The sequence below is a fragment of the Mycolicibacter senuensis genome (assembly GCF_003284925.1).
In the GTDB taxonomy this organism is placed as follows: domain Bacteria; phylum Actinomycetota; class Actinomycetes; order Mycobacteriales; family Mycobacteriaceae; genus Mycobacterium; species Mycobacterium algericum_A.
This window is the reverse complement of record NZ_QMEX01000022.1, coordinates 1-12084: the sequence shown is the minus strand read 5'-3', so window position 1 is coordinate 12084 and position 12084 is coordinate 1. Positions and strand designations below refer to the sequence as shown.

The 12084-nt window shown below is 70.1% G+C and carries 14 protein-coding genes; 5 read left to right on the top strand and 9 right to left on the bottom strand.

All coding sequences use genetic code 11. From position 1 onward, the window contains the following. The first annotated feature begins 25 nt into the window (after nucleotides 1-25). On the top strand, nucleotides 26-1507 hold the full coding sequence (locus DQP56_RS08515) for a DUF7937 domain-containing protein (protein ID WP_112684518.1): 1482 nt from the start codon (nucleotides 26-28) through the stop codon (nucleotides 1505-1507). Here the strand turns inward: DQP56_RS08515 and DQP56_RS08510 are convergent. Beyond that, nucleotides 1471-2247 carry an S-methyl-5'-thioadenosine phosphorylase gene (locus DQP56_RS08510; protein ID WP_112684517.1) on the bottom strand — a complete coding sequence of 259 codons (777 nt, stop codon included), beginning with the start codon at nucleotides 2245-2247 and terminating at the stop codon, nucleotides 1471-1473. The two genes, DQP56_RS08515 and DQP56_RS08510, sit on opposite strands and share 37 nt — an antisense overlap. An 84-nt stretch (nucleotides 2248-2331) precedes the next feature. Between DQP56_RS08510 and DQP56_RS08505 the strand changes: the two genes are divergently transcribed. After that, nucleotides 2332-3210 carry a 1,4-dihydroxy-2-naphthoate polyprenyltransferase gene (locus DQP56_RS08505; RefSeq protein WP_112684516.1) on the top strand — a complete coding sequence of 293 codons (879 nt, stop codon included), beginning with the start codon at nucleotides 2332-2334 and terminating at the stop codon, nucleotides 3208-3210. Between the two features lie 61 nt (nucleotides 3211-3271). Here DQP56_RS08505 and DQP56_RS08500 read toward each other — a convergent pair whose 3' ends face one another. Next, nucleotides 3272-3574, bottom strand: a complete 303-nt coding sequence (locus tag DQP56_RS08500) for a DUF4229 domain-containing protein (protein WP_435673834.1) — start codon at nucleotides 3572-3574, stop codon at nucleotides 3272-3274. A gap of 70 nt (nucleotides 3575-3644) precedes the next feature. Here DQP56_RS08500 and DQP56_RS24650 point away from each other — a divergent pair, with 70 nt between their 5' ends. Beyond that, complete coding sequence (locus tag DQP56_RS24650) at nucleotides 3645-3794, top strand: hypothetical protein (RefSeq protein WP_013827471.1); 150 nt, start codon at nucleotides 3645-3647, stop codon at nucleotides 3792-3794. An 18-nt stretch (nucleotides 3795-3812) separates the two neighbouring features. Here the strand turns inward: DQP56_RS24650 and DQP56_RS08495 are convergent, their stop codons facing one another. The 7 genes from DQP56_RS08495 to hemL form a co-directional block, all read right to left on the bottom strand. Further along, nucleotides 3813-5153 (bottom strand): MinD/ParA family ATP-binding protein, encoded by a 1341-nt coding sequence (locus DQP56_RS08495; RefSeq protein ID WP_435673836.1) that lies wholly within the window; start codon nucleotides 5151-5153, stop codon nucleotides 3813-3815. Nucleotides 5154-5232: 79 nt separating this feature from the next. Beyond that, nucleotides 5233-6210 carry a c-type cytochrome biogenesis protein CcsB gene (ccsB, locus tag DQP56_RS08490; protein ID WP_112684513.1) on the bottom strand — a complete coding sequence of 326 codons (978 nt, stop codon included), beginning with the start codon at nucleotides 6208-6210 and terminating at the stop codon, nucleotides 5233-5235. After that, the gene (gene resB / locus DQP56_RS08485; protein ID WP_112684512.1) at nucleotides 6211-7899 is read right to left on the bottom strand and encodes a cytochrome c biogenesis protein ResB; all 1689 of its coding nucleotides are present in this window, start codon (nucleotides 7897-7899) and stop codon (nucleotides 6211-6213) included. It abuts the gene before it with no gap. After that, a complete protein-coding gene (locus DQP56_RS08480; RefSeq protein WP_112684511.1) occupies nucleotides 7899-8690 on the bottom strand; it encodes a cytochrome c biogenesis CcdA family protein in 792 nt (263 codons plus the stop codon). Before DQP56_RS08480 ends, resB begins: the two co-directional genes overlap by 1 nt. Beyond that, the gene (locus DQP56_RS08475; protein WP_112684510.1) at nucleotides 8687-9295 is read right to left on the bottom strand and encodes a TlpA disulfide reductase family protein; all 609 of its coding nucleotides are present in this window, start codon (nucleotides 9293-9295) and stop codon (nucleotides 8687-8689) included. The genes DQP56_RS08480 and DQP56_RS08475 overlap by 4 nt, the downstream gene beginning before the upstream one ends. A gap of 2 nt (nucleotides 9296-9297) precedes the next feature. Then, nucleotides 9298-9900 (bottom strand): histidine phosphatase family protein, encoded by a 603-nt coding sequence (locus DQP56_RS08470; protein ID WP_112684509.1) that lies wholly within the window; start codon nucleotides 9898-9900, stop codon nucleotides 9298-9300. Then, the gene (gene hemL, locus DQP56_RS08465) at nucleotides 9900-11228 is read right to left on the bottom strand and encodes a glutamate-1-semialdehyde 2,1-aminomutase (protein WP_112684548.1); all 1329 of its coding nucleotides are present in this window, start codon (nucleotides 11226-11228) and stop codon (nucleotides 9900-9902) included. The genes DQP56_RS08470 and hemL overlap by 1 nt, the downstream gene beginning before the upstream one ends. An 85-nt stretch (nucleotides 11229-11313) precedes the next feature. Between hemL and DQP56_RS08460 the strand changes: the two genes are divergently transcribed. Beyond that, nucleotides 11314-11697, top strand: coding sequence for a nitroreductase family deazaflavin-dependent oxidoreductase (locus DQP56_RS08460; RefSeq protein WP_112684508.1), 384 nt, complete (start codon nucleotides 11314-11316; stop codon nucleotides 11695-11697). 2 nt (nucleotides 11698-11699) lie between these two features. Then, complete coding sequence (locus DQP56_RS08455; RefSeq protein ID WP_112684507.1) at nucleotides 11700-12080, top strand: nitroreductase family deazaflavin-dependent oxidoreductase; 381 nt, start codon at nucleotides 11700-11702, stop codon at nucleotides 12078-12080. Nucleotides 12081-12084 lie beyond the last annotated feature (4 nt).

Below are 12084 nucleotides of genomic sequence, written 5' to 3'. Positions count from 1 at the left end.
GCCGCGGCGCGGTTAAGGTGAGCTGGTGATCGCCGAGTCGACCCGGCGCTGGAACATCGGCCGTGATGTGACCGCCGCGGTGCTGCTGTGCGTTGCGCCGGCGCTGCCCTGGAGTTTGTACTTCGGAGCCGGGATTCCCGGCAGCGACACCAGGTTGTTCGCCGTGCTCGCCGCGGTAACCGTGCTCGCACTGGGTTCGGTGGCCGCCACCTATGCCGGCCCCTGGGGGATCCTGGGAACGCACGCCGATCCCGCACTGGCCGGGCGGCTGCGCCGACTGCTCAGCGCGCCCTACCTGCTGCTGGTGTTGGGCGTGGTGGTCGCCGATGTGGTGCAGACCATCCAGTACGGCGGCACCTCCCGGGCGCCCGGGGGGGTGGGCCCGGGCGCCTGGCTGGGCGTCGCGGGCGCAGTGCTGGCCGGGCAGCCGGTGCTGGCCGGTCCCGTCCGGTACTGGAGGCGCGGCGCCCGCCTGCTCGGCGACGCCGCGATCGCCGGGGCCGGCTGGAGCGTGCTGTTCAACCTGTACTGGCGAGTGCATTACGCCGTGCCCGATGTGCACTCGGCAAGCGACTTCGGCAGGACACACGCCGCCATCATCGCGACCGCCCTGGTCTACGGGGCGGTGGCGTGGATCACGGTGGCCACCGCATCACGGTGGATTCTGCGTCGCGACAAGGCATCACAGCTCTGCGTGGTGCTGCTCGGGGGAGCCGCCCTGCTGGCCGGTGTGCTGGTGTGGGTGTTACCGGTGGGCCGGCTCATCGACAGCTTTCACGGTATCGCGCAGAACACCTCCACCGCGGGTGTCGGTTTCGAAGGTTACCTGGTGTGGGTGGCCACGGCGGCGATCTTCGCGGTGGCCGCGCTGCGCGACGCATCACCGGCGACCTGGCTGGGAGCGACACGAAATACCTTGCTGCTCATCATCGTCTGGTGCCTGGGCTCGGCTTTGATGCGCATCAACGACCTCGTCGCCGCCGTCGGCCTGGGTCTGCCGTATTCGCCGTATGACAGCGCGGCGATGGCGTCGTTCGACGTGGTGACCGCGGCGGTCGCGATCTGGTTGCGGATCAACCTGGCGAATCGGTCGATTCCGGCGGCCGCCCTGTGGTCGGTGGCCGCGGTGCTGTTCGGGTTCACGATCGCGCGCATCGTGGTCGGTGTCGGACTGGCCCCGCGGCTGCCGGATTCGCAGCGGGCCGATTCCCTGGCGCAGCCGGTGTACGGCAACGGCCTCGCCCAGCAGATCACCAGCACCTTCGATGTGATGCTGTGCGGGCTGGCGTTGTGTGCGCTGCTGGTCACGATCGTCGCGGGCCGATTCGCGCTGCCGGCCGACGACCGCCCCAAACCCGGCGACCCCGCCACCCCGCGGATCTTCCGGTCGACCGGATCGACTCGCACAGTGCGAGCCGGCGGGCCGAAGATCTACCGGGGCGCTGATGATTCGGCGGCCGACGAGTCGATTCAGGGCAGCTCGAACGGCAGCTCAACGCCCTCGTAAGGCAGGCAGTGGGTGCAGGTGCGCTCTTCGTCGACCTGTTCGATCCCCCGGTGCACCAGCTTTTTGAACGGCTCGATGTTCTTCTGGAACTCCGCGAAGACGTCGACGACCTTCACCCCGCTGCCGACGTCGACACCGGCGTCCAGATCGGTAACCAAAGCGATTGCGGCATAACACATTTCCAGTTCACGAGCCAGCACCGCCTCGGGATAGCCGGTCATGTTGATCAGCCGGAAGCCGGCCGAGGCGAACCACTGGCTCTCGGCGCGGGTGGAGAATCGGGGGCCCTGGATCACCACCATGGTGGCGCCGTCGACGACGTCGGGCAGGCCGGTCACCACCGAGCGCAGCGTCGGGCAGTACGGGTCGGCGAACTCGACGTGCACGCCGCCGCCGTCGAAATAGGTGTCGGCGCGGCCCCGGGTGCGGTCCACCAGCTGATCGGGCACCACCACCGAGCCGGGGGGCAACTCCGGGGTCAGGCTGCCGACCGCGCAGGGCGCGAGGATCCGCCGCACCCCCAGCGTGCGCAGCGCCCACATGTTCGCCCGATACGGCACGGTGTGCGCCGAATACTCGTGTCGTTCGCCGTGGCGCGGCAGAAACGCGACCTCGTGCCCGCCGACGGTGCCGACCACGATCTCGGCGCTGGGCTTGCCGTAGGGGGTGTCGCACTGCACGCGGCGCGCGTCGTCACCGAAGAACGAGTAGAAACCGCTACCGCCAACCACGCCCAGCATATTGCGCCGCTTCCTCCTCATCGCTTCGCGCTGCATCGTCAGCGCCGGGCAAGTCAGCCCCACCCGCATGCAAGGATCGTGCCCATGTCGGAAAGGGCCAGCTTTGCACAGTGGATCGAAGGCGCCCGTCCCCGCACCCTGCCCAATGCGATCGCCCCGGTGGTCGCCGGAACCGGCGCGGCGGCCTGGCTGGGCGCCGCAGTGTGGTGGAAGGCGCTGCTGGCGCTGACGGTCGCGGTGGCGCTGATCATCGGGGTGAACTTCGCCAACGACTACTCCGACGGCGTCCGCGGTACCGACGACGACCGGACCGGCCCGCTGCGGCTGGTGGGGTCGCGGCTGGCCAGCCCGCGCGCGGTGCTGACGGCGGCGATCATCGCGCTGTCGGTCGGCGCGCTGGCCGGGCTGGCGCTGGCGCTGGCCAGCGCCCCGTGGCTGCTGGCCGTGGGTGCGGCCTGTATCGCCGGGGCGTGGCTCTACACCGGCGGATCACGGCCGTACGGCTACGCCGGGTTCGGCGAGATCGCGGTGTTCGTGTTCTTCGGCCTGGTGGCGGTGCTGGGCACCCAGTACACCCAGGCACTGCGGGTGGACTGGGTCGGGGTGGTGCTGGCGGTCGGTGTCGGCGCGCTGTCGTCGGCGGTGCTGGTGGCCAACAATCTGCGCGACATCGCCACCGATGAACCGGCCGGCAAGATCACGCTGGCGGTGCGACTGGGCGATGCCCGCACCCGGGTGCTGTTTCAGCTGCTGGTCGCGCTGGCCGGCGTGCTGACGTTCGCGCTGATGCGGGCCACGCCGTGGTGTGCGGCCGGGTTCGTCGCCATCCCGCTTGCGCTGCGGGCCATCGCCCCGGTGCGCTCGGGTCAGGGCGGTGTGGCGCTGATCCCGGTGCTGCGCGATACCGGATTGACGATGCTGGTGTGGGCGCTCGCCGAGGCAACCGCGTTGACGCTGAGCTGAGGGCGCACGTTACTTGCGCTTTCCCGCCACCGGTTCAGCCTCAACGGGAAGGGCGAACAGTTCACTCCCCGCGCAGCCGGGCCTGCAGGTCCGCACGGTCGCGCCGGCGCCGCTCGCCGGCCGCGGCCATGCTCTCGGTGGCGCGCCGGCGCAGCGGAGTGAAGATCCACATGCCCAGCGGCAGCGCAATGATCAGCGCCAACAGCATCGCGATGGTCGGCGGGAAGTCACTCAGGCCGACCAGCCGCCCCAGCCCGTAGATCACCGCGCTCAGCACCACCACCAGCGCCAGCCGGGCAGCCGTGTACACCGCCACATCGATCACTGCACGGCCCATCCGGGGCTCATCCTCTGTCACGGTCATCAAGCCTACTGTCGGCTCGGCACGGCTTCGGAGCCGCTAACGGTATATTCGGCGCCAGGAGGTGTCGAGAGTGCTCTACCTGCTCCTCATCCTGGCCCTGGGGACACTGGTCTACCTCGGTCTGCGCGCCAGCCGGTCGCGGCCGAAGACGCGTGTCATCGGGCCGGATGACGATCCGGATTTCCTGTGGAAACTCAGCCAGGGCGATAACCAGCCGTAACGCGCTGACCGCGCCCCGCTACACGAAGTGCTGGTTGAACCGGTCGTCGCCCGGGAACGCCTCGGCGACCACGGCGGCCAGCTCGACCAGGGCCTCGCGGGTCTCGCGCTTGAGGCGCATCATGTCGATCTCGGCGCCCTCCTCCAGGTGTGGGTCGAACGGCACCAGCCGCACCGCGCGACACCGCCGGGAGAAGTGGTCGACCACCTTCTGCATATCGACCTTGCCCGACCGCGGCCGCACCGCGTTGATGACGGCGATCGAGTTGCGCACCAGTTCCTCGTGGCCGTGGGCGTCCAGCCAGTCCAGCGTCGCCGATGCGCTGCGTGCGCCGTCGACCGAGCCGGAGCTGACCACGATCATGGTGTCTGCCTTGGCAAGCACCGCCGACATGGCCGAGTGCATCAGGCCGGTGCCGCAGTCGGTGAGGACCAGGCTGTAGAACCGCTCCAGCACCTGCAGGGTGCGGGCGTAGTCCTCGGCGCTGAACGCCTCCGACACCGCCGGATCGGTCTCCGAGGCCAGCACCTCCAGCCGGCTGGGCCCCTGGTTGGTGTAGCTGCGGACGTCGCTGTAGCGCTGGATGCCGTCGGCGTCGCGCAGCAGGTGGCGCACGGTGGCCGGGGTCTCCATCGGCACCTTCTGGCTCAGCGTGCCCCGGTCGGGGTTGGCGTCCACGGCCACCACCCGGTCGCCGCGGATGGAGGCGAAGGTGGCGCCCAGGGTCGCGGTGACGGTCGTCTTGCCGACGCCGCCCTTCAGCGACAGCACCGCGATCCGGTGACAGCCCTGCAGCGGCCGGTTGACCTGCACCACCAGGTCGTTGAAGCGGGCGGTCCGCGGGCTCTCCCCGACGTTGATCAACTGCCCGGACAGCACATAGAGCAGCCGGCGCCAGCCGGACGTCGGCGGCGGCTTGACCTGCCGCAACAGCGAGGTGGTGGACAGGTCCGAGAACGGCGCGATGGGCTCGGCCGGGCGATACGGGGCGCTTCCCGCGCCGCCGGGGCCGCCGGCCTGACCGCCGTAGTAGACCGGCGGCGGGTTCTCCATCGGCTGCGGCATCCAGGTCGTCGGTCCGGGGTTCCACTGCTGTTGCTGGGACTGGGTCTCGGCGGGCGCCGGCCACGGGTCAAGCGGTTCGGCGAACCGGCGTTCGGTGCGGAAGCCGCCGAAGGACCGGGTCACGGAACCCTCGGCGCCCTCGTTCTGCTGCTGCAACGATCCGGTGTCCGGATCACCGCCAGGGGCCTCGTCCGCCCCGGTGACCTGCTGATACGGCCGGAACTGGGTGGTCGGATGATCCGTCATCTCGTGGCCCTGGGTGGCGTCACCCGGTGCATGGTCGGACACTGATATCTCCCCCATCAGTTGGGTCGAGTCGGTGGGCAGTAAGCGCAGGGTAGCGCAGGCGCCCTAACGCTTTCTGTCAGCAGTGTTAGCCGACTCCGGCATACGAGTGCAGTCCCACCGTCACCAGATTGACGAAGAACAGGTTGAAAATCATCGCCACGAAGCCGGCGACGTTGATCCAAGCCGCCTTGTAATCGCGCCACCCGGCCGTCGATCTGGCATGCAGATAGGCGGCGTAGATGATCCAGGCGACGAACGAGACCGTCTCCTTGGGGTCCCAGCCCCAGTAGCGGCCCCAGGCACCTTCGGCCCAGATTGCGCCGAAGATCACGCCGAAACCGAACACCGGGAACGCGAAGATGGTCGTCCGGTAGGCGATGCGGTCCAGGGTCTGCGCGTCCGGCAGCCGGCGCACCATCCGGGCCAGCGCACCGGGCGCGTCCGGGTCACTCAGCCGCGTCGATCGCACCAGAAACAGGATGCTGGCCACCCCGGCGACCAGGAACATTCCGGAGCCGATGCTGACCACCGAGACGTGGATCGGCAGCCAGTAGGACTGCAGCGCGGGCATCACCGGGGCGGCGGTGGCATAAAGCCAGCGCCCGGAGATCGTGAGCAGGATCAGCACCGGCAGCAGCACGAACACCCACAGGCTGCGGTATTGCGGGCGGCGCAGCGCGACCGCGGCGGCCAGTAGGCCCGAGAAGCAGGTCAGGTTGATGAACTCGTACATGTTGCCCCACGGCGGGCGCAGCGTGGCGGCGCCGCGGAACACGATGCAGGCCAGCAGCAGCGCGATGCCCAGGTAGACCAGGGCCAGCCCGGCCCGGCCCACCCGCTCGTCGAACGCTCGCCGCGGCGCCGGTACCACCACGCCGGGGGTGGCGCTGTCGGCGCTGACCTTCCCGGCCGGTACCAGCTCGGCCTCGGCGGAGCTGCGGGCGCGGCTGTAGGCCAGTTCGACGGCCAACAGCAGCAGCGCGATCACCAGCACGATCAGCGCCGAGGTGAACGACCAATCGGAGTAGCGTGCCAGCCCGACGTCGATATGGGTGCTATTCATCTAGTCCTCCTTGCCGGTGTCGAACCCGGCCAGCAATCGAGTGGTCAGTCGCTCGAACTCGTCACCCCAACCGGAGTTGTCGGTGCGTGCCAGGCCGCCCAGCTCGACGTTGACGGTACCGGCCTGCCGCGTCGGCTCCGCGGTGATCCGGATCCAGACCCGGCGGCGGCGCACCGCCAGCGACACCACCAGTCCGGCCATCATCGTCATCGCGAACACCAGCACCCAGATGTCGGCCGGATCGTGCGACACCTGGATGTTGACGAACGGCACCGCGCCGTCGAACCGCACCAGGGTGCCGTCGTCGAGGCGGATGTGTTCACCGGCCTTCAGGTTGGACCGGGCAACCTTGGTCATCCGGCCCTGGTGGATCAGCCGGGAGTCCAGCGTGAACAGTCCCTGCGGACGGCCGGTGTCCAGGCCGGTGTCACCGCGATAGACGTCGATGGCCACCGCGGGATCGCGCAGCGCCGGGAACGCCGACGACAGCAGTTTGTTGTCGAGTTCCTCGGTCGGCGCGAACAGCCCCTGGATCCCGAGCTGGTGTTTGCGCCGCTCGCCCGGATCGGGATAGGTCCCGGCCGGCGGGTCGAAGCGCATGGCGCCCGACGACAGCAGGGTCAGCGGGTTGTCCGGACGGAACTGCACCGTCTGGGTGCGGGTCTGCCCGTCGGGGAAGACCACGGTGAAGGTGGGCGCGTAGCCGTGGCCCTGCAGGTAGGCCCGCACGCCGCCCACCCGCAGCGGATGGTTGACCTCCAGCAGGTACGGGCGCCACTGGTCGGTACTCAGATCATCGCCGACCTGGTACTCGATGTGCGCGGTGTACGCGGTGGCCAACCCGGAGTCCAGGTAGTTGGCGTCGAAGTCGTGGACCCGGATGCACATCGGGTGCAGCCGGGTGCCGTCGACGGTGGTGCCGGCGCGGAACGAGTCGAAGGCCGCGGGTGACGCCGAACAGAACCCCGGACCGCCGTCGGCGATGACCATCACGTTGCCCTCGTAGCCGAACAGCCGGCCGGCCGCGACCGCGGCCAGCAGGCCCAGCAGCGCGAAATGGAACGTGAGGTTCCCGAACTCGCGCAGATACCCCTTCTCCGCGGAGATCTCGACGGTGGTTGTCGGTGGCGCCCCGCTGCGATCGCCACGGCTTTCATGCGAACGGGTGATGCGCCGCCAGCCCCGCAGCCGCCCGGCCAGCTCGGCCCCGAGCTCGTCGGGATCGCCGACCAGCTGCGCCGCGGCGTGCTTGGGAAGCCGGGCCAGGTTGCGCGGCGCGGCGACCGGGGTGGCGCGCAGGTTGCGCAGATGCTCCAGCGTCCGCGGGGTCAGGCAGCCGACCAGCGAGATGCACAGCAGCACGTAGATGGCGGTGAACCAGAAACTGGAGAAGACGTCGAACGCCTCCAACTCGTCCAGCCACGGTCCCATCACCGGGTGCAGCGCCAGGTACTCGTCGACCTTGGCGGCGTTGAGGTTGCGTTGCGGCAGCAGTGCCCCGGGGATGGCGGCCAGCGCGAGGAGGAACAGCAGCACCAGCGCGGTGCCCATGGACGTCAGCGCCCGCCAGGTGTTGCGCAGCAGCGCGAGCAGTCGCGAAAGCCCCTTGAACCGCGGTGTTTGGGGGGCGTTGGCGTCTGCTCGCGGGGGTGATGTGGTGGTGCCCGCCGACGGGGGTGAGGTAGCCATCAGATCGGCAGCCTGACATCGGAGACCAATCCGTCACGCACCGCGGCCACAAAGTGGCCCCAGGCGCCGGTGACCAACGCCAAGCCGACCGCGATCAGCAGCACCCCGCCCAGAATCTGGATGGTCCGGGTGTGCCGGCGCAGCCAGCCCAGCCCGGCCACCGCGCTGGCCGAGCCGAAGGCCAGCGCCACGAACGGGATGCCCAGCCCCAGGCAGTAGGCGATCACCAGCACCACCCCGCGGGCCACGCCGGAGCCGTCGGTGGCCGAGGCGACCGCGATTACCCCGGTCAGGGTCGGCCCCAGGCATGGTGTCCAGCCCAGCGCGAACACCGCCCCCAGCAGCGGCGCGCCCAGCACCGTCGAGAGCTGCCGCGGATTGAAGCGGACCTGGCGTTGCAGCGCCGGGACGAAGCCGATGAACACCAGTCCCATCGCGATGGTCACCACACCGCCGATCCGCTCCAGCAGCACCTGGTTGCTGATCAATGTGGTGGTCATGCCGAGCACCGCGATCGAGCCCAGCAGGAACACCGCGGTGAACCCGGCGACGAACAGTGCCGCCGACCCCGCCACCCGCCACCTCGCCGCCGGTGGGGCTTGCAGCGGGCCGCCGCCGGCGGGTGGTGCTGCTCGCTCCTCGATACCGACCACCGCCGCCAGATACGACAGATAACCCGGCACCAGCGGCACGACGCACGGCGAGGCGAAGGACACCAGTCCGGCCAGCGCCGACACCGCGACGGCCAGCAACAGCGGGCCGGTGGTGGCGATCGCGGTCAGGCTGCTCACTGCGGCGCCCCGGTGCTTTCAGCGCTTTCTGAGACCAGCCGTGCCACCACCGGTTGCAGGTCTTCGGCGAGCACCTCGCGCAGGAACACCGCCGCCACCCGGTGTTGCCGGTCGAGCACCATGGTCGCCGGGATGACCGACGACGGAAACCGGCCGCCGAAGGCGATCATGGTGCGCATCGCCGGGTCGTAGATCGACGGATAGCTGACCTTGCGGTCGGTGATGAAGTCACGGGGCGCCTGTGGTTCGGGGTCGCGGACGTCGATGCCCAGGAACGCCACTCCTTGCGAGCGGGTCTCGTCGTAAACCTGCTGCAGTTGGGAGATCTCGGTGCGGCACGGCCCGCACCACTGCCCCCACACGTTGAGCACCACGACCTTGCCGGTGAAGTCGTCGACGCCGATGGTGCGCGACGGGTCCATCAGGTCGGGCCCGGAGATCGGGCCGGGCTTCCCACGTTCCTGCGGCGGGTCGTAGAAGATGTCGGTCTTGCCGCCGGGCGAGACGAACTCGAAGGTGCCGCCGTGGGTGACGGCGTCGTCACCGGTCGAGCAGCCTGAGACCAGGGCGGCCGCCACTACCCCGGCGATCAGCACCGCCCGCATCGTCAGCCGCCGGACGGGACACGGTAGTCGACGTCGACCAGCCGATCACCGTCATAGATCAGCGTGGTCACCGAACCCACGTCGCACTGGCGCCGGCGCGGATCGTGCCAGAGCCGGTTGCCGCTGAGGTGTTGCCGCACCGTCCACACCGGCAGCTGGTGGCTGACGCACACCACCTCACGACCGGCGGCACGGGACCGGGCCTTGTCCACCGCGGTGGCCATCCGCGCGGCGATCTCGGCATACGGCTCGCCCCAGGTCGGGGTGAACGGGTTGCGCAGATGCCACCAGTACCGCGGGTTGCGCCAGGCGCCGTCTCCGGGCGAGACCCGTTTGCCCTCGAAGACGTTGGTGGACTCGATGAGATTGTCGTCGATATCGACCGGCAGGTCGTGTCGGGCGGCGATCGGCGCGGCGGTCTCCTGGGCGCGCTGCAGCGGCGAGGCGATGACGGCGACGATGTCGCGGTCGGCCAGCATCTCGGCGGCCGCGACGGCCTGCGCGCGGCCCTTCTCGGAGAGCCGGAAGCCGGGGATGCGGCCGTAGAGAATGCCGTCGGGATTGTGGACCTCGCCGTGGCGGATCAGGTGTACGCGGGTCTGCATCAGGGTTTCGGCTCTCCGGTGGTGGCGGCGGCGCGGGCGGCGGGCGGCAGTGCCGCGGCGATCCGCTCGAAGGCGTCGTCGGTGAGCGCCGCCGAGACGAACCAGGCCTCGAAGGCGCTGCAGGGCGGGTAGACGCCGGCGTCCAGCAACGCGTGGAAGAACGCCGGGAACCGCCAGGTCTGGCTGGCCTTGGCGGCGGCGAAATCGGTGACCGGCTGCTCGGCGAAGAACACGCTGAACATGTTGCCGGCACGCGGAATCTGGTGCGGCACACCGGCGTCGGTCAACGCTTGCGACAGCAGCGCGGTCAGCCGGTCGGCGTTCTTGTCGAGGGCGGCGTAGACGTCGGCGTCGGCGGCACGCAGGGTGGCCAACCCGGCGGCGGTGGCCACCGGGTTCCCCGACAGCGTGCCGGCCTGATAGACCGGGCCCAGCGGTGCCAGCCGGTCCATCACCTCGGCGCGGCCGCCGAACGCCGCGGCCGGCAACCCGCCGCTGATCACCTTGCCGAAGGTGAACAGGTCGGCGTCCACCGGATCGAGCCCGTACCAGCCACTGGCGCTAACCCGGAAGCCGGTCATCACCTCATCGACGATCAGCAGCGCCCCGTATTCGCTCGCGATCGCCCGCAGCTCGGCGTTGAAGCCGGGCGCCGGCGCGACCACGCCCATGTTGCCGGGGCTGGCCTCGGTGATGACCGCGGCGATCTGATCGCCGAACTCGCTGAATGCTCCGCGCACCGCAGCAACGTCGTTGTAGGGCAACACGATGGTGTCGGCGGCGGTGGCACCGGTGACGCCCGGCGACGACGGCAGCGCCAGGGTGGCCACCCCGGAGCCGGCGTCGGCCAGCAGCGCGTCAACGTGGCCGTGGTAGCAGCCGGAGAACTTGACCACCTTGGCGCGTCCGGTGAAGCCGCGGGCCAGCCGCAACGCACTCATGGTGGCCTCGGTGCCGGAGTTGACCAGCCGGATCTTGCTCACCGGCGGCATCCGGGCGATGATCTCGGCGGCCAGCTCGGTCTCGGTGCGTGTCGGCGCCCCGAACGACAGCCCGCCGCCGGCGGCCTCACGCACCGCGTCGACGACCGCCGGATGGGCATGGCCGAGGATCATCGGACCCCAGGAACAGACCAGGTCGACGTAGCGGTTGCCGTCGGCGTCGGTGAGCCAGCAACCCTGGGCCCGCTCGATGAACGGCGGGGTGCCGCCGACGGCGGCGAAGGCGCGGACCGGCGAGTTCACCCCGCCTGGGGTGACCGCGCAGGCCTGGTCGAACAGCCGCGCGGATGCCGCCGTAACACGATCCGCACTAACCACGACGACCAGTGTCCCAGCTCGCGCGGCTCCGCCGACTACAGGGTGTAGTTGACGGGGGTTGAGGTGACGGTGCGCTCGGGGTTGGATGACCATCATGCAACTACCGCAACGGCTGGCCCGGTTCAACCGGCACGTCACCAACCCGATCCAGCGGATGTGGGCCGGGTGGGCGCCCTCTTTCGGCATCCTCGAGCACGTCGGGCGACGCTCCGGCAAGGCCTACCGCACCCCGCTGAGCGTGTTCAGCACCGATGACGGGGTCGCGATCCTGCTCACCTACGGCCCCGACCGCGACTGGCTGAAGAACATCATCGCCGCCGGTGGCGGCAAGATGCGCCGCCATGGCAAGACCTTTGCGGTGAGCAACCCGCAGGTGGTCACCAAGGCCGAGGCGGCGCCGCACGTGCGCGGCCGCGCGCAGGCGGTCTTCGCGCGGCTGCCGTTCGAGCAGGCGGTGCTGCTGACCAGGCAGGACTGAGGGTGCAGTTCTCCGAGCGCCGCGCCCGGTTCAACCGGGTGGTGACCAATCCGCTGTTCCGCCCGATCTCGGGCTTCGTGCCGATGTGGTCGATCATCGAGCACACCGGCCGTCGCTCCGGTGCGACGTACCGCACCCCGGTCTCGATGTTCCACACCGCCGGCGGCGTCGCGGTGCTGCTGCCCTACGGCACCGGCCGGGACTGGGTGAAGAACCTGCGGGCGGCCAACGGCGGGCGAGCCAAGATGGGTGGTAAGACCTTTGCCGTCACCAACCCGCGGGTGGTGCCGACCGCCGAAGCCGCCGGGCTGCTGAAGTCGCCGTGGCGCCAACTGCTCGGGCGGGTGGGGGTGGCTCACACCCTGCTGCTGGACCGGGCCTGACGCC